Origin of the sequence: Streptomyces sp. NPDC053750 (assembly GCF_044544295.1) — a bacterium.
Taxonomy (GTDB): domain Bacteria; phylum Actinomycetota; class Actinomycetes; order Streptomycetales; family Streptomycetaceae; genus Streptomyces.
In genome coordinates this window covers 134,595-150,545 of the sequence record NZ_JBITXB010000013.1, presented here as the reverse complement: position 1 = coordinate 150,545, position 15,951 = coordinate 134,595, and the positions used below count along the sequence as shown (strand labels likewise).

The following is a 15,951-nucleotide window of genomic DNA, read 5'->3' as shown; positions in this document are numbered from 1 at the left end:
CGGCCGGCCCTCCCGAACTGCCCGACTCGGCTCCCCCATGCCAGGTCATTCGGAGGCCCGCCGCGGCCGGCTCGTGTCCCGGCCGGGACGTTGCGCCACGACGACGATCGTGCGACCCCGCACCCGGCAGTTCACCGACGCGTAACACGCACAGCGCCTTCGTCACGGCGGCGAAACAACGAGGGGCGTCCACCGAAACCGCGCTGCGCCAATCTCTTGGCGCATAACCGGCCCACCCCTCAATCCGCTCAGGCTTCGCCCGCACGGGGCCGTACCAACGACGAGGAGACGCCGATGGCTCCAGCCATCACGCTTGCCGCAGAGACGGAGCTCTCTGCCGCCAACACAGGCTTCATGCTCATCTGCTCCGCCCTGGTGATGCTCATGACTCCCGGCCTGGCCTTCTTCTACGGAGGCATGGTCCGCGTCAAGAGCACCCTGAACATGCTGATGATGAGCTTCATCAGCCTCGGCATCGTCACCGTCCTGTGGGTGCTGTACGGCTTCTCCATGGCGTTCGGCACCGACTCCGGAAGCATCGTCGGCTGGAACTCCGACTGGGTCGGCCTCAGCAACATCGGCCTGACCGAGCTGTGGGACGGCTACACCATCCCCGTCTTCGTGTTCCTGGTCTTCCAGCTGATGTTCGCCGTCCTCACGCCCGCCCTGATCAGCGGCGCCCTCGCGGACCGCGTGAAGTTCACCGCCTGGGCGCTGTTCGTCGCCCTGTGGGCCACGATCGTCTACTTCCCGGTCGCCCACTGGGTCTGGGGCGCCGGCGGCTGGGCCTTCGAGCTCGGCGTGATCGACTTCGCCGGTGGTACGGCCGTGCACATCAACGCCGGTGCCGCGGCGCTCGGCGTGATCCTCGTCATCGGCAAGCGCGTCGGCTTCAAGAAGGACCCGATGCGCCCGCACAGCCTCCCGCTGGTCATGCTCGGCGCCGGTCTGCTCTGGTTCGGCTGGTTCGGCTTCAACGCCGGCTCGTGGCTCGGCAACGACGACGGCGTCGGCGCGCTGATGTTCGTCAACACGCAGGTCGCCACCGGTGCGGCCGTCCTGGGCTGGCTCGCCTACGAGAAGATCCGCCACGGCGCCTTCACCACGCTGGGCGCCGCCTCCGGCGCCGTCTCCGGCCTGGTCGCCATCACCCCGGCCGGCGGCGCGGTCTCCCCGCTCGGCGCCATCGCCGTCGGCCTCATCGCCGGTGTGCTGTGCGCCATGGCCGTCGGCCTGAAGTACAAGTTCGGCTACGACGACTCCCTCGACGTCGTCGGCGTCCACCTCGTCGGCGGCATCCTCGGCTCGCTCCTCGTCGGCTTCTTCGCCACCGGTAAGGGCCAGTCCGACGTCGAGGGACTCTTCTACGGCGGCGGCCTCGACCAGTTCTGGAAGCAGTGCGCGGGCGTCTTCGGAGTCCTCGCCTACTCCCTGGTCGTCTCCGCGGTCCTCGCCTTCCTGCTGGACAAGACGATCGGCATGCGGGTATCGGAGGACGACGAGGTGGCCGGCATCGACCAGGCCGAGCACGCCGAGACCGCATACGACTTCAGCGGCGCCGGCGGCGGTGCCGCCCGGACGACCGCCACGCCGGCCGCCTCCGCGGCCGCGCAGGCCGCGAGTAAGAAGGTGGACGCATGAAGCTCATCACCGCCGTCGTCAAGCCGCACCGGCTCGACGAGATCAAGGAGGCCCTCCAGGCCTTCGGGGTCCACGGACTGACCGTGACCGAGGCCAGCGGCTACGGCCGCCAGCGCGGCCACACCGAGGTCTACCGCGGCGCCGAGTACACCGTCGACCTGGTGCCCAAGATCCGCATCGAGGTCCTGGTCGAGGACGACGACGCCGAGCAGCTGATCGAGGTCGTGGTCAAGGCGGCCCGTACCGGCAAGATCGGCGACGGCAAGGTCTGGGCGGTCCCGGTCGACACGGCCGTACGGGTCCGGACCGGCGAGCGCGGACCCGACGCGCTCTGACACGACGGACGAACAGGAGTCGCCGGGTGACGAGTACGGACGTGACGAAAGAAGCAGAGGACTCGGAACCCGGCGGCTACGCGGCGGCCCGGCTGCGCCTCCTCACCGAGGGGGCACGGTCCGGGCCGCCGCGCCGTACGGCCCTGTCCGCCCTGACGGACGACTGGCTGTCCGGACTGTTCCAGGCGGGCGGCGAGGCACTCCGGGGCGTGTCACTGGTCGCCGTCGGCGGCTACGGACGCGGCGAGCTCTCCCCACGCAGCGACCTGGACCTGCTCCTGCTGCACGACGGCAGCGACGACAAGGCGGTCGCCGCCCTCGCCGACCGCCTCTGGTACCCCGTGTGGGACCTCGGCCTCGCCCTCGACCACTCCGTGCGCACGCCCGCGGAGGCCCGGAAGACGGCGGGCGAGGACCTGAAAGTCCAACTCGGCCTCCTGGACGCCCGCCATCTCGCCGGTGACTTCGGCCTGACCGCGGCCCTGCGCACCACCGTCCTCGCCGACTGGCGCAACCAGGCCCCCAAACGCCTCCCCGAACTGCAGGAACTGTGTGCCGAGCGCGCGGAACGCCAGGGCGAGCTGCAGTACCTGCTGGAACCCGACCTCAAGGAGGCGCGCGGCGGCCTGCGCGACGCCACCGCCCTGCGCGCCGTCGCCGCCTCCTGGCTGGCCGACGCCCCGCGCGAGGGCCTCGCCGACGCCCGGCGCCGACTGCTCGACGTACGCGACGCGCTCCACCTGGCGACGGGCCGCGCGACCGACCGGCTGGCCCTCCAGGAGCAGGACCAGGTGGCGGCCGACCTGGGCCTCCTGGACGCCGACACGCTGCTGCGGCAGGTGTACGAGGCGGCCCGCGTCATCTCGTACGCCGGCGACGTCACCTGGCGCGAGGTGGGGCGCGTGCTGCGGTCGCGCTCCGTGCGGCCGAGGCTGCGCAAGCTGGCGAGGGAGCGAAGCGACTTCCTCAGAAGGGCGGTGGCGGGCGACGGGAGGGCGCTCGGCGGCGGGAAACCGGTTCCCGAGCGTTCCCCGCTGGCCGAGGGTGTCGTCGAGCAGGACGGCGAGGTGGTGCTCGCCCGCACCGCACGCCCCGAACGCGACCCCGTGCTCCCGCTGCGCGCCGCGGCCGCCGCCGCGCAGGCCGGGATCCCGCTCTCCCTGCACGCCGTACGGCGCCTGGCGGCCACCGCGCGCCCGCTGCCCACGCCCTGGCCGGTGGAGGCCCGCGAGCAGCTGGTGACCCTGCTGGGCTCGGGACGGCCCACGGTCGACGTCTGGGAGGCCCTGGAGGCCGAGGGCCTGATCACCCGGCTGCTGCCCGACTGGGAGCGGGTGCGCTGCCGCCCCCAGCGCAACGCCGTCCACCTGTGGACCGTCGACCGGCACCTCATCGAGACCGCCGTCCGCGCCTCGGAGTTCACCCGCCGCGTCCACCGGCCCGACCTGCTCCTGGTCGCCGCGCTGCTGCACGACATCGGCAAGGGCTGGCCCGGCGACCACTCCGTGGTCGGTGAGACCATCGCCCGCGATGTGGCCGCCCGCATCGGGTTCGACCGGTCGGACGTGACCGTCCTCGCCACCCTCGTACGCCATCACCTGCTGCTCGTCGAGACCGCCACGCGGCGCGACCTGGACGACCCGGCCACCGTGCGCGCGGTCGCCGAGGCGGTGGGCACGGAGAGCACCCTGGAGCTGCTGCACGCCCTCACCGAGGCGGACGCCCTGGCCACCGGGCCGGCCGCCTGGTCGTCCTGGCGCGGCTCACTCGTCGCCGACCTGGTGAAACGGGTCTCGGCGGTGCTGGCCGGGAACCCCCCGGCCGAGCCCGAGGCCGCCGCGCCCACCGCCGAGCAGGAACGGCTCGCCGTCGAGGCGTTCCGCACGGGCGGCCCCGTCCTCGCCCTGCGTGCCCAGACCGAGCCGCCGGCCGCCCCGGAGCCGGTCGCCGACCCGGAGCCCCTCGGGGTGCAGCTGCTGATCGCCGTGCCCGACCAGCCGGGTGTGCTGCCCGCGGTCGCCGGGGTGCTGGCCATGCACCGGCTGACCGTCCGCGCCGCCGAGCTGCGGTCCCTCCCGCTGCCGGACGGCGTCGAAGGCTCCGTGCTGCTGCTGGCCTGGCGGGTCGCCGCCGAGTACGGCTCCCTGCCCCAGGCCGCCCGGCTGCGGGCCGACCTGGTCAGGGCGCTGGACGGCAGCCTGGACATCGCCGCGCGGCTCGCCGAGCGGGACGCCGCGTATCCCCGGCGCCGGGGTGTGCTCCCGCCACCGCCCCGCGTGACGGTCGCCCCGGCCGCGTCCCGGCTGGCCACGGTGATCGAGGTACGGGCCCAGGACGCACCGGGGCTGCTGTTCCGCATCGGGCGGGCGCTGGAGGGGGCGGGGGTGCGGGTGCGGAGTGCGCACGCTTCGACCTTGGGTTCGAACGCTGTGGACGCGTTCTACGTCACCGGCCCGGAGGGCGCGCCGCTGCCGGGGGAGGAGGCGGGGGACGTGGCGAAGGCGCTGGAGGAGGTGTTGCGGGGCTGATCCCGCCTCACTGGGAGCCCGACCCGCCCGCCGACCGCGGCGGGCGGGGACGATGAATGCGGCAGGCGGGAACGAATGTCTTGCCAAGGCAGATACCCTGGAAGACGCTCAGACCGCCCCCGACTCCGAGGACCGACGCCACCGTGTTCGATACCCTCTCCGACCGCCTTAGCGCGACTTTCAAAAATCTCCGCGGCAAGGGCAGGTTGTCCGAGGCGGACATCGACGCCACGGCCCGCGAGATCCGCATCGCGCTCCTCGAGGCCGACGTGGCCCTGCCCGTGGTGCGTGCCTTCATCAAGAAGGTCAAGGAACGCTCCCTGGGCGCCGAGGTCTCCAAGGCGCTGAATCCGGCCCAACAGGTCCTCAAGATCGTCAACGAGGAGCTGGTCGGCATCCTCGGCGGCGAGACCCGCCGCCTGCGCTTCGCCAAGCAGCCGCCCACCGTGATCATGCTGGCCGGTCTGCAGGGCGCCGGTAAGACCACCCTCGCGGGCAAGCTGGGCCGCTGGCTCAAGGAGCAGGGCCACTCGCCGCTGCTGGTGGCCTGTGACCTCCAGCGCCCCAACGCCGTGAACCAGCTGAGCGTGGTCGCCGAGCGCGCCGGCGTCGCGGTCTACGCGCCCGAGCCGGGCAACGGCGTCGGCGACCCGGTCCAGGTCGCCAAGGACTCCATCGAGTTCGCCAAGGCCAAGGTCCACGACCTGGTCATCGTCGACACCGCCGGCCGCCTCGGCATCGACCAGGAGCTGATGCAGCAGGCCGCGGACATCCGCGACGCCGTCAGCCCCGACGAGATCCTCTTCGTCGTCGACGCGATGATCGGTCAGGACGCGGTCAACACCGCCGAGGCCTTCCGCGACGGTGTCGGCTTCGACGGCGTGGTGCTCTCCAAGCTCGACGGCGACGCCCGCGGTGGTGCGGCCCTGTCGATCGCCTCGGTGACCGGCAAGCCGATCATGTTCGCCTCGAACGGCGAGAAGCTCGACGACTTCGACCCCTTCCACCCGGACCGGATGGCTTCCCGCATCCTCGACATGGGTGACCTGCTCACCCTGATCGAGCAGGCGGAGAAGACGTTCAGCCAGGAAGAGGCCGAGAAGATGGCCTCCAAGCTGGCGTCCAAGAAGGGCCAGGACTTCACCCTGGACGACTTCCTGGCCCAGATGGAGCAGGTCCGGAAGATGGGCAGCATCAGCAAGCTGCTCGGCATGCTGCCCGGCATGGGCCAGATGAAGGACCAGATCAACAACCTCGACGAGCGTGACGTCGACCGTACGGCCGCCATCATCAAGTCGATGACCCCGGCCGAGCGCCAGGAGCCGACGATCATCAACGGCTCGCGCCGCGCCCGTATCGCCAAGGGTTCCGGCGTCGAGGTCAGCGCCGTGAAGAACCTCGTCGAGCGGTTCTTCGAGGCCCGCAAGATGATGTCCCGCATGGCCCAGGGCGGCGGCATGCCCGGTATGCCGGGGATGCCCGGTATGGGGGGCGGCCCCGGCCGGCAGAAGAAGCAGCAGAAGAAGGCCAAGGGCAAGCAGCGGTCCGGCAACCCGATGAAGCGCAAGCAGCAGGAGCAGGAGGAGGCCGCACGCCGCGCCGCCGCCGCGCAGGCCGGAGGCGCCCTCGGACTCCCGCAGCAGGGCGGCCAGGACTTCGAGCTGCCCGAGGAGTTCAAGAAGTTCATGGGCTGACGCCGTCGCCCGTACGGAACCACAAGGCCCGGGGGTGCGGCTTCGGCCACGCCCCCGGGCCTTGTGGTTCCTGGCGTCAGGGAATCCGTGCGATCAGATACCGGAAGACGTTCGGCATCCACACCGTCCCGTCCGGTCGTTGATGCGGATGCAGGGCCTCCGTCAGCTCCTTGTCGACCTGTTCCTGGTCGGTCGCGGCGATCGCCGCGTCGAACAGGCCGGTGGACAGCAACCCGCGCACCGCGCTGTCGGTGTCCGCGTATCCGAAGGGGCACGCCACCCGTCCCGAGCCGTCCGGCCTGAGTCCGGCCCGCTGGGCGACCTCCTCCAGGTCGTCGCGCAGGGCGGGGCGCCAGCTTCCCGGGCTGCGCATCGGATCCGCGAGTTTGGTCGCCACCCGCAATACCGACGTCGTCGCGCACCGCTCCGGCGGGCCCCAGCCGGCCAGCACCACGGCGGCCCCGCGGGCGGCGAGCGGCTTCGCCTCGGCGAGCAGTTCACCGAGGCCCTCCGAGTCGCCGGCGAGGCACCCGATGGGCTCGAAGGCGGTCACCAGGGTGAACGCCGGCTGCGAGGGGTCCCGCGCGTCCCGGAGTGAGCCCTCGACGATCCGGGCGTCCTCACCCGCGCGCGTGCCCCATGCCGAGGGCCCCTCGGGAAGCAGCCGCCGACGCGCCAGGGCCAGGTGGTCCGGAGAACGGGAGTCGACACCGGTCACCGCGGCGCCGCGCGAGGCGGCCATCAGCAGGGCCAGCCCGGAACCACAGCCCAGCCCCAGCATCCGTGTGCCGCCGCCCACGTCCAGTCGCTCGTAGACGGCCTCGTAGAGCGGTACGAGCATCCGCTCCTGTATCTCGGACCAGTCACGCGCGCGTGCACGCAGGTCCACACGAGGCGTCGCCCCGGCGTGAGATGAGTGCTGCCGCACGAGCGTAGGTGTCATAGGAAAGTGCCCCAATCGCCGAGTGTTGCCGCCGTGCCCGATTCCATGGCCCCCGTGCAGTGCGCTCGCACTCCCCCCGTATGCCAGGTAACTCCGGGCTCGCCGCGGCGTCCAGTGGTAGCGGCGTCCGGTTTGCTCGGCCCCGGCCCAACTGGCGAGATTTCACTTCCCGGCAATGTGGCCCTGGCCGCGCGGTACTCCCGGTAGCCCCTTCCGGCTCCCTTTCTCGGATGGCCTGATCGTGACGCTCGACGGTGACAGGGGGTGGTGGTGGCTGCGGCGCGGCACTTTTGGCCAAGGTCAGCGGGCCCGGTTCCCGTACCGCGTGACGAGAACCGGCAGCGGGCGGGGCGGTGCCGGGCGCCGGTGGCGCACCCGGTAACCTCGCCACATCGATGCTCCCGGTGAGGGGCGCAATCGGGTGGGGCCCTTCCGGTGCGACAGCGACCGAAACGCCCCTTGCGCATCCGCGAGCCCCACGCACCCCGGCGCGTGGACGAGGCCTACGCGTCGGCGCGTACGTCGGACTACGCACCGGCTTGGTACGAGCTGTGAGGCTTCTCCGCAGATCAGCGCACCCGCCCTCGTCGGGGCGCATCAGCGGCAACTGACGGGTACGTGCAAATTATTTGGGATGCCCCGGAATAGGAACACAGCGGCACCCCGGCTCGTTGTCATTACGTGAGCACGACACCACCTGTTCTCGCCGCAGAGCTGGCGCAGGCGTGGGCCGACATTCAGCGGCACCACACCGAGCTGCCCGATCTTGCCGCGCCCGAGTCCCTGATCGGAGAGTCGTCGTCCGCCTGCGGGCACGAGCTCTCCTTCGAACGACTGCTCCATGAGGCAGTCCACGGCATCGCCGCCGCGCGCGGAGTGCGCGACACCTCCCGCGCGGGCCGCTACCACAACCGTCGATTCCTCGCGATCGCCGAGGAGTTGGGCCTCGACCACCCCGAGGAGCCGCATCCCAGCAGCGGCTTCTCGCTGGTCACGCTCACCCCCGAGGCGAAGCGCCGCTACCGCCCCACGATCGATCGCCTCCAGCGCGCGCTGAAGGCGCACACCGCCGCGACCGCGACCGACTCGGCCCGCAGCTTCCGCGGACCGGCCGCCCGCCACGGCTCCTCCGGGGGAGGGGTGCGCGTGAAGGCGGTCTGCGACTGCGGACGCAACGTCCGGGTCGTCCCGTCGGTCCTGGCCCAGGCGCCGATCATGTGCGGCGGCTGCGGCAAGCCGTTCCGGATCCCGGAGGTGGTCGGCGCGGGGATGAGCTGACGATCCGGCTGCTCGTGGCAGCCGGATCCGGGCACGACGTCCCCGGTCGGTCGGGCCTGCCCGCGTGTGGCACAATGGCTAGCTGTACTCGACAGTCGCACAGGACCCCTCTCTCCTCCGGCTGACGCGTCCATCGGGCACTCGGGTACCGCAACCCCACGCGGCTCTCTCGCCGTGCCCACCCACGTCAAATCCAGGAGAACCCACTCCCGTGGCAGTCAAGATCAAGCTGAAGCGTCTGGGCAAGATCCGTTCGCCTCACTACCGCATCGTCGTCGCCGACTCCCGTACCCGCCGTGACGGCCGGGCCATCGAGGAGATCGGCAAGTACCACCCGACGTACAACCCGTCGGTGATGGAGGTCGACGCCGAGCGTGTCGCGTACTGGCTCGGTGTCGGCGCCCAGCCGACCGAGCCCGTGCTCGCCATCCTGAAGAAGACCGGCGACTGGCAGAAGTTCAAGGGCGAGCCCGCCCCGGCGCCGCTGCTGCAGCCGGCCGAGAAGTCGGCCCGTCCGTCGTTCGACGCGATCGGTGGCGACGACGAGGGCAAGGGTGAGGCGATCACCCAGAAGAAGAAGGCCGACAAGAAGGACGAGGCCGCCGCTGAGTCCTCTTCGTCCGAGTCGACCGAGGCCTGAGCATGCTCGAGGAGGCTCTCGAGCACCTCGTGAAGGGCATCGTCGACAACCCTGACGATGTGCAGGTCGCCTCGCGCAACCTGCGCCGCGGGCGCGTACTCGAGGTCCGGGTCCACCCCGACGACCTCGGCAAGGTGATCGGTCGCAACGGCCGCACCGCACGCGCTCTGCGTACCGTCGTGGGCGCCATCGGCGGCCGCGGTGTCCGCGTCGACCTCGTCGACGTGGACCACGTCCGCTGACGCCAAACGCAGCACCGGCTCGGGCCGGGGAGGGCCACTGGGCCGTCCCCGGCCCGCAGTCGTATGGCCGCCACCGGTGTTGTATGGCCGTGACCGGCTTCGTACGAGCCGTGACCGGTTCGTCGCAGTTCCGACAGGAGATCAAGCACAGTGCAGCTGGTAGTCGCGCGTATCGGCCGCGCCCATGGAATCAAGGGCGAGGTCACCGTCGAGGTCCGCACGGACGAGCCGGAACTGCGGCTCGGCCCCGGTGCCGTACTGGCCACCGACCCCGCCTCCGTCGGGCCGCTCACCATCGAGACCGGCCGGGTGCACAGCGGTCGCCTCCTGCTGCGCTTCGAAGGCGTCCGCGACCGCAACGGCGCCGAGGCGCTGCGCAACACCCTCCTGATCGCCGACGTCGACCCCGACGAGCGGCCCGAGGACGAGGACGAGTACTACGACCATCAGCTGATGGATCTCGACGTGGTGACCGGGGACGGCACCGTGGTCGGCCGGATCACCGAGATCTCGCACCTGCCCACGCAGGACCTGTTCGTGGTGGAGCGCCCCGACGGCAGCGAGGTCTACGTGCCGTTCGTCGCCGAGATCGTCACCGAGATCGACCTGGACGAGCAGCGGGCGGTCATCGACCCGCCGCCGGGGCTGATCGACGACCGGGCCGAGATCGCCTCCGCGCGGGACGCCGCCGCGAAGGACGGGGCCGAGGAGGACCGGGCGTAATGCGGCTCGACGTCGTCACGATCTTCCCCGAGTACCTGGAACCGCTGAACGTCTCCCTCGTCGGCAAGGCACGCGCGCGTGGACAGCTGAACGTCCACGTGCACGACCTGCGCGACTGGACGTACGACCGGCACAACACCGTCGACGACACCCCCTACGGCGGCGGTCCCGGCATGGTGATGAAGACCGAGCCGTGGGGCGACGCGCTGGACTCCGTCCTGGCCGACGGCTACGAGACCGGCTCCGGCGAGCCCGCCCTGATCGTGCCCACGCCCAGCGGCCGGCCCTTCACCCAGGAACTCGCCGTCCACCTCTCCGAGCAGCCCTGGCTGATCTTCACGCCGGCCCGCTACGAGGGCATCGACCGGCGGGTCGTCGACGAGTACGCGACCCGCATGCCCGTCTACGAGGTCTCCATCGGCGACTACGTCCTCGCCGGCGGCGAGGCGGCCGTGCTCGTCGTCACCGAGGCCGTGGCGCGGTTGCTGCCCGGCGTCCTGGGCAACGCCGAGTCCCACCGGGACGACTCCTTCGCCCCGGGCGCCATGGCCAACCTCCTGGAGGGCCCCGTTCACACCAAGCCCCCGCAGTGGCGTGGACGCGGCATTCCGGACGTGCTGCTCAGCGGCCACCACGGGAAGATCGCCCGCTGGCGCCGCGACGAGGCCCTGCGGCGCACGACGGCCAACCGGCCCGACCTGATCGAGCGGTGCGACCCCAGGGCCTTCGACAAGAAGGACCGCGAGATGCTCTCCATCCTGGGCTGGGAGCCCGACCCGGACGGCGAGCCGTACGGTCGATTTTGGCGCAGGACGCCGGGCGTGGAAGAATAGGCCGCTGTTGTGCGTCCGTCCGGAGCGCGCCCCTGCCACAGGGGGACACGACGCCCGTCCCGACCCGCACGACCCTGATTCCGACACACCTAGTTTCCGTTGATGACCTGTGGCATCAGCGAAGAAAGCAGACGAAATGTCTCACCTGCTCGACTCCGTCGACGCCGCGTCGCTGCGCAGCGACGTCCCGTCCTTCCGCCCGGGCGACACGGTCAACGTCCACGTCCGCGTCATCGAGGGCAACCGCTCCCGTGTGCAGCAGTTCAAGGGCGTTGTCATCCGCCGCCAGGGTGCCGGCGTGCGCGAGACCTTCACGGTCCGCAAGGTCTCCTTCTCCGTCGGCGTCGAGCGCACCTTCCCGGTGCACACCCCGATCGTGGAGAAGATCGAGCTCGTCACCCGCGGTGACGTCCGTCGCGCCAAGCTGTACTACCTGCGCGAGCTGCGCGGCAAGGCGGCGAAGATCAAGGAGAAGCGCGAGAGCTGAGCGCCCTCCGAGGTCCGTAGCGGGGCCGGATAACATCTGGCCCCGATGGACACCGAAGCACAGCCCACGGAGCGCGACCGCTCCTCCCGCCCTTCCGACTCCGAGCAGCCCTCGGATCCGGAGGGCCCGGAGGACCGGTCGCGTTCCGCGTTCGCGAGGTGGATCGCGGACTGGGTGCCGGGCGGCCGGATCACCGTGACCCTTCTGGTCTTCCTGCTGTTCCTGCTGCTCCTCAGCACCTTCGTGCTGCAGCCGTTCCAGATCCCCAGCGGTTCCATGGAGCGCGGATTGAGGATCGGTGACCGGGTTCTCGTAAACAAGTTGGCGTACCGTTTTGACGGCAGGCCGCAGCGGGGCGACATCGTCGTCTTCGACGGCACCGGACTCTTCGGGCACGGCGACTACATCAAACGCGTTGTCGGTGTGGGTGGCGACCACGTGATGTGCTGCGACAAGGACGGGAGGGTCCAGGTGAACGGCCAGTCGGTCGACGAGTCGGCCTTCCTGTACCCCGGGGACCGTCCGTCCACGGTGAGCTTCGACGTCGTCGTCCCCGACGGCACCCTCTTCGTCCTCGGCGACCACCGCGGCGACTCCAGCGACTCCCGCGACCACCTGGGCTCCCCGGGTGGCGGCATGGTCCCGGTGGACGAGGTGATCGGCCGCGCCGACTGGATCGTCTGGCCCGCCGCCCACGCCACCCGACTCGACCGTCCCGACGCCTACGCGCGCGTGCCGGACCCCCAGACGCACGAGCCGGAGCGGGCCGAGGACGGCGATGGGTAGCCGGGGCAAGCCGCGCGGCGCGCCCAGCAGCCCCGCGGAGGACCTGCTGCCCACCGGTTCCCGGCGCGCCGGTCCGCCGTCCGGCGGCCGGTCCCGTGCCGAGCGGCGCAAGCTCCAGCGCAAGGTCAAACGACGCCGCCGACGCGGAGCCATCAAGGAGATCCCCCTCCTCGTGGGCGTCGCGGTCCTCATCGCGCTGGTGCTGAAGACCTTCCTGGTCCAGGCGTTCGTGATCCCGTCGGGCTCCATGGAGCAGACCATCCGGATCGGCGACCGGGTCCTGGTGGACAAGCTCACCCCGTGGTTCGGCTCCGAGCCGCAGCGCGGGGACGTCGTCGTCTTCCGGGACCCGGGTGGCTGGCTCCAGGGCGAGCAGACCACCAAGAAGGACGACCCCGTCGTCGTCAAGCAGGTCAAGGAGGGCCTCGCCTTCATCGGCCTGCTGCCGTCCGACGACGAGAAGGACCTCATCAAGCGGGTCGTCGGTGTGGGCGGGGACCGGGTCAAGTGCTGCGACACCCAGGGACGCGTCACCGTCAACGGCGTGCCGCTGAACGAGGACTACCTGTACCCCGGTGACGTCCCGTCCAGGACACCCTTCGACGTCACGGTCCCCGAGGGGCGGCTCTGGGTGATGGGCGACCACCGGTCCAACTCCGCCGATTCCCGCGTCCACCAGGAGACCGACTTCGGCACGGTCTCCGAGGACGAGGTGGTGGGGCGGGCCATGGTGATCGCCTGGCCGTTCGGCCACTGGGCCACCCTGGACGAACCGGAAACGTATGCATCGGTGTCCGACTCGGCCTCCGGTTCGACCGCCGCCCCCCGGTCGTCGCATAGGGTTGCCCCCGACGATCCGGACACGATGATTCAACTCCCGACCCCTGCGGAACTCCCGCTCGTTATGGGAGTGGTGGGCCTGCACCGTATACGGGGCAGGCGGCGGCAGAGAGTGAGGAGTTGGCGTGGGGGATGTGGCGGTTGGCGCACGGTCCGGACACGACGGCGAGGAGAACCGCGGACGCCCCGTGGACTCGGCCGGCCCGGCCGCGGACGGCGCCCAGACCTCCGGGCAGGACTCCGGGACCGAGGACGGCAGGGTGACGGACGAACAGAACGGGACGCAGGACGAGGGAGTCGGCGGGACACCTCCCGGGACGCCCCCCGCGGCCAAGAAGCAGCGTTCCTTCTGGAAGGAACTGCCGATCCTGATCGGCATCGCGCTGGTGCTCGCGCTGCTGATCAAGACATTTCTGGTGCAGGCGTTCTCCATCCCGTCCGCCTCGATGCAGAACACGCTCACGATCAATGACCGGGTCCTGGTCGACAAGCTCACCCCCTGGTTCGGATCGGAGCCCGAGCGGGGCGAGATCGTCGTCTTCCACGATCCGGACGACTGGCTCGCGGGCGAGCCGACTCCCGACCCGAACGCGTTGCAGACGGTCCTCAGCTGGATCGGTCTGATGCCGTCCGCCGACGAGAAGGACCTCATCAAGCGCGTCATCGGGGTCGGCGGCGACACCGTCGAGTGCAAGGGCACCGGCCCGCTCAAGGTCAACGGCAAGGCGCTGAACGAGGAGAACTACGTCTACCCCGGCAACACGCCGTGCAGCGTCGACGACCAGGGCGGCCAGTTCAAGGTCACGGTTCCCGAGGGCTTCATCTGGGTCATGGGCGACCACCGGCAGAACTCCCGGGACTCGCGCTACAACCAGTCGGACCGCAACGGCGGCATGGTCCCGGTCGAGGAAGTCGTCGGCCGCGCCATCGTGATCGCCTGGCCGATGAACCGGTGGGACACCCTGCCGGTGCCCGAGACCTTCGACCAGCAGGGGCTGAACGCCCGGTCGTCGGCCGCCGCAGCGCTGTCGGTCGCGCCCCAGGGCCTGGCCCTCGCCGGTGTCGTACCGGTCGTCTGGTGGCGCCGCCGGCGGATCGCACCCGCCGAGACCCACCGGGGCGCCTGACCACCGAGCACCGAGGGCCGGGGCCGTACGTCCGCGGCGTGATCCCGCGCGTCGGGAGGGGCTGCCCCGTTCGGGTACCGCCGGGTAAGGTGCGGATCCATGGGTGGCGAGAACACGACACGTACGGCCCCGCGCGGCGGCGGTGCGGCCAGGCGCCCGGCGGGCAGCCGGACCGGGCAGCGACTGTCCGGCGTCGCCGTGGCGCTGGGCCTCGTGCTGTTCCTCGGCGGCTTCGCCTGGGCGGCCGTGGTCTACCGGCCGTACACCGTGCCGACCGGCTCCATGACGCCGACGATCGGCGCGGGCGACCGGGTGCTGGCACAACGCGTCGACGGCGGCGACGTCCGCCGCGGTGACGTCGTCGTCTTCAAGGACAAGACCTGGGCCAACGCTCCGATGGTCAAGCGGGTCGTCGCCGTCGGCGGGGACACCGTCTCCTGTTGCCAGGAGGGCAGGCTCAAGGTCAACGGCAAGGTGATCGACGAGCCGTACCTGCCGGCCGGCACACCGGCCGAGTTCAGCGGCTTTCCGACCGTGACCGTCCCCGAGGGCCGCCTGTTCCTGCTCGGCGACGAGCGCAGCGGCTCCCTGGACTCCACCGCCCACCTCACCGACGCCGCCGGCGGCACCGTGTCGCGCGATGCCGTGGACGGCCGCGTGGACGCCGTGGTCTGGCCCATGAACGGCATGCTGGAGCGGCCGACCGGATTCGAGACGCTGGGCGGCCTGTCCTCGCCGGGCCCGCTGCGGACCGTCGTCGCACTGGTGATCGCCGGCGTCGTGCTGATCCTCGGTGGCGCCGCGTACGGCCCCCTCGCCAAGCGGGCGGGGGCCGCGCGTGCCCGGGCCGGGACGGAGGCCGCCGGTGGCCGCTGAGACGACCCCGGCGGGCCAGGACTCGTACCGGGGCGGACTGCGCAAGGTCGCCCGGGTGGTGCTGCTGGACCCCGAGGACCGCATCCTGCTGCTGCACGGCCACGAGCCGGACGATCCGGCCGACGACTGGTGGTTCACCCCGGGCGGCGGGGTGGAGGGCGACGAGACCCGTGCGCAGGCCGCCCGGCGGGAGCTCGCGGAGGAGACCGGCATCACCGATGTCGAGCTCGGCCCGGTGCTGTGGCGACGCAGATGCTCCTTCCCCTTCGCCGGCCGCCGCTGGGACCAGGACGAGTGGTACTACCTGGCCCGCACCACCCAGACCACGACCGAGGCGGCGGGCCTGACCGAGCTCGAGCGTCGCAGTGTCGTCGGAGCGCGCTGGTGGACGTGTCAGGAACTGACCCGGGCACATGAGACGGTGTATCCGACCAGACTCGCCGGGCTGCTGCGCACGCTGCTCGACGAAGGTCCCCCCGCCGGGCCGGTGACCCTCGACACCGAAATCGTCTAGGGGTTCACGGGACGGGCGCACAATGGGGGGACCGCACGGCTGAAGGGGAACATGCCATGAGCGCCGAGGACCTCGAGAAGTACGAGACCGAGATGGAGCTCAAGCTCTACCGGGAGTACCGCGACGTCGTCGGTCTGTTCAAATACGTGATCGAGACCGAACGGCGCTTCTACCTCACCAACGACTACGAGATGCAGGTGCACTCGGTCCAGGGTGAGGTGTTCTTCGAGGTCTCGATGGCCGACGCCTGGGTGTGGGACATGTATCGACCGGCCCGGTTCGTGAAGCAGGTGCGCGTGTTGACGTTCAAGGACGTGAACATCGAGGAGCTGAACAAGAGCGACCTGGAGCTTCCCGGAGGCTGACGGTCCCCCGTAGGAGTGGCCGGGTTTTCCACAGTCGCCCGGCCGTCCACCAAGATCCAACAGCTCGCTGAGCTGCCCTCATCGTTGGCGCCGGAGGTG

The 15,951-nt window shown here is 71.1% G+C and carries 16 protein-coding genes and 1 pseudogene; 16 read left to right on the top strand and 1 reads right to left on the bottom strand.

What is annotated here, in order from left to right; all coding sequences use genetic code 11:
- Positions 1-294 precede the first annotated feature (294 nt).
- From ACIGO6_RS30880 to ffh, 4 genes are all read left to right on the top strand, one after another.
- Positions 295-1,641, top strand: a complete 1,347-nt coding sequence (locus tag ACIGO6_RS30880) for an ammonium transporter (protein WP_399882124.1) — start codon at positions 295-297, stop codon at positions 1,639-1,641.
- Complete coding sequence (locus tag ACIGO6_RS30875) at positions 1,638-1,976, top strand: P-II family nitrogen regulator (RefSeq protein WP_399882122.1); 339 nt, start codon at positions 1,638-1,640, stop codon at positions 1,974-1,976. Before ACIGO6_RS30880 ends, ACIGO6_RS30875 begins: the two co-directional genes overlap by 4 nt.
- Positions 1,977-2,002: 26 nt before the next feature.
- The gene (locus tag ACIGO6_RS30870; protein ID WP_399882120.1) at positions 2,003-4,504 is read left to right on the top strand and encodes a [protein-PII] uridylyltransferase; all 2,502 of its coding nucleotides are present in this window, start codon (positions 2,003-2,005) and stop codon (positions 4,502-4,504) included.
- A 143-nt stretch (positions 4,505-4,647) separates the two neighbouring features.
- Positions 4,648-6,198, top strand: a complete 1,551-nt coding sequence (gene ffh / locus ACIGO6_RS30865; RefSeq protein WP_399882115.1) for a signal recognition particle protein — start codon at positions 4,648-4,650, stop codon at positions 6,196-6,198.
- Positions 6,199-6,274: 76 nt separating this feature from the next.
- Here the strand turns inward: ffh and ACIGO6_RS30860 are convergent, their stop codons facing one another.
- Complete coding sequence (locus ACIGO6_RS30860) at positions 6,275-7,141, bottom strand: class I SAM-dependent methyltransferase (protein WP_399882113.1); 867 nt, start codon at positions 7,139-7,141, stop codon at positions 6,275-6,277.
- Positions 7,142-7,822: 681 nt separating this feature from the next.
- Here ACIGO6_RS30860 and ACIGO6_RS30855 point away from each other — a divergent pair.
- The 12 genes and pseudogenes from ACIGO6_RS30855 (at position 7,823) to ACIGO6_RS30800 (ending at position 15,852) form a co-directional block, all read left to right on the top strand.
- A complete protein-coding gene (locus tag ACIGO6_RS30855; protein ID WP_399882111.1) occupies positions 7,823-8,419 on the top strand; it encodes a hypothetical protein in 597 nt (198 codons plus the stop codon).
- A gap of 211 nt (positions 8,420-8,630) precedes the next feature.
- Positions 8,631-9,059 (top strand): 30S ribosomal protein S16, encoded by a 429-nt coding sequence (gene rpsP, locus ACIGO6_RS30850; protein WP_399882109.1) that lies wholly within the window; start codon positions 8,631-8,633, stop codon positions 9,057-9,059.
- Between the two features lie 2 nt (positions 9,060-9,061).
- Positions 9,062-9,301, top strand: coding sequence for an RNA-binding protein (locus ACIGO6_RS30845; RefSeq protein ID WP_003973401.1), 240 nt, complete (start codon positions 9,062-9,064; stop codon positions 9,299-9,301).
- Positions 9,302-9,451: 150 nt separating this feature from the next.
- Positions 9,452-10,024: a ribosome maturation factor RimM gene (gene rimM, locus ACIGO6_RS30840; RefSeq protein ID WP_399882107.1), complete on the top strand. Its 573-nt coding sequence runs from the start codon at positions 9,452-9,454 to the stop codon at positions 10,022-10,024.
- A complete protein-coding gene (gene trmD / locus ACIGO6_RS30835) occupies positions 10,024-10,857 on the top strand; it encodes a tRNA (guanosine(37)-N1)-methyltransferase TrmD (RefSeq protein WP_399882105.1) in 834 nt (277 codons plus the stop codon). Before rimM ends, trmD begins: the two co-directional genes overlap by 1 nt.
- Positions 10,858-10,993: 136 nt before the next feature.
- Positions 10,994-11,344, top strand: a complete 351-nt coding sequence (gene rplS, locus ACIGO6_RS30830) for a 50S ribosomal protein L19 (protein WP_399882103.1) — start codon at positions 10,994-10,996, stop codon at positions 11,342-11,344.
- Between the two features lie 45 nt (positions 11,345-11,389).
- Positions 11,390-12,130, top strand: a complete 741-nt coding sequence (gene lepB / locus ACIGO6_RS30825; protein WP_399882101.1) for a signal peptidase I — start codon at positions 11,390-11,392, stop codon at positions 12,128-12,130.
- Positions 12,123-13,205 (top strand): annotated as a pseudogene (lepB, locus tag ACIGO6_RS30820) (signal peptidase I); the annotation flags it as partial. The gene lepB (ACIGO6_RS30825) and the pseudogene lepB (ACIGO6_RS30820), both read left to right, overlap by 8 nt.
- Positions 13,096-14,097, top strand: coding sequence for a signal peptidase I (lepB, locus tag ACIGO6_RS30815; RefSeq protein ID WP_399882099.1), 1,002 nt, complete (start codon positions 13,096-13,098; stop codon positions 14,095-14,097). The pseudogene lepB (ACIGO6_RS30820) and the gene lepB (ACIGO6_RS30815), both read left to right, overlap by 110 nt.
- 99 nt (positions 14,098-14,196) lie before the next feature.
- Entirely contained in the window at positions 14,197-14,973 is a 777-nt protein-coding gene (gene lepB / locus ACIGO6_RS30810; RefSeq protein WP_399882097.1) for a signal peptidase I, read from the top strand.
- Positions 14,963-15,487, top strand: coding sequence for an NUDIX hydrolase (locus tag ACIGO6_RS30805; protein ID WP_399882095.1), 525 nt, complete (start codon positions 14,963-14,965; stop codon positions 15,485-15,487). The genes lepB (ACIGO6_RS30810) and ACIGO6_RS30805 overlap by 11 nt, the downstream gene beginning before the upstream one ends.
- A 56-nt stretch (positions 15,488-15,543) precedes the next feature.
- Positions 15,544-15,852, top strand: coding sequence for a DUF2469 domain-containing protein (locus ACIGO6_RS30800; protein ID WP_003965949.1), 309 nt, complete (start codon positions 15,544-15,546; stop codon positions 15,850-15,852).
- Positions 15,853-15,951: the final 99 nt, after the last annotated feature.

What these genes read in the sequence shown, in the direction of transcription:
- ACIGO6_RS30845 (WP_003973401.1), top strand. Translation starts at nt 9,062, where the DNA reads ATGCTCGAGGAGGCTCTCGAGCACCTCGTGAAGGGCATCGTCGACAAC.
- trmD (WP_399882105.1), top strand. Translation starts at nt 10,024, where the DNA reads ATGCGGCTCGACGTCGTCACGATCTTCCCCGAGTACCTGGAACCGCTG.
- ACIGO6_RS30800 (WP_003965949.1), top strand. Translation starts at nt 15,544, where the DNA reads ATGAGCGCCGAGGACCTCGAGAAGTACGAGACCGAGATGGAGCTCAAG.
- ACIGO6_RS30875 (WP_399882122.1), top strand. Translation starts at nt 1,638, where the DNA reads ATGAAGCTCATCACCGCCGTCGTCAAGCCGCACCGGCTCGACGAGATC.
- lepB (WP_399882101.1), top strand. Translation starts at nt 11,390, where the DNA reads ATGGACACCGAAGCACAGCCCACGGAGCGCGACCGCTCCTCCCGCCCT.
- lepB (WP_399882097.1), top strand. Translation starts at nt 14,197, where the DNA reads ATGGGTGGCGAGAACACGACACGTACGGCCCCGCGCGGCGGCGGTGCG.
- ACIGO6_RS30880 (WP_399882124.1), top strand. Translation starts at nt 295, where the DNA reads ATGGCTCCAGCCATCACGCTTGCCGCAGAGACGGAGCTCTCTGCCGCC.
- ACIGO6_RS30860 (WP_399882113.1), bottom strand. Translation starts at nt 7,141, where the DNA reads ATGACACCTACGCTCGTGCGGCAGCACTCATCTCACGCCGGGGCGACG.
- rplS (WP_399882103.1), top strand. Translation starts at nt 10,994, where the DNA reads ATGTCTCACCTGCTCGACTCCGTCGACGCCGCGTCGCTGCGCAGCGAC.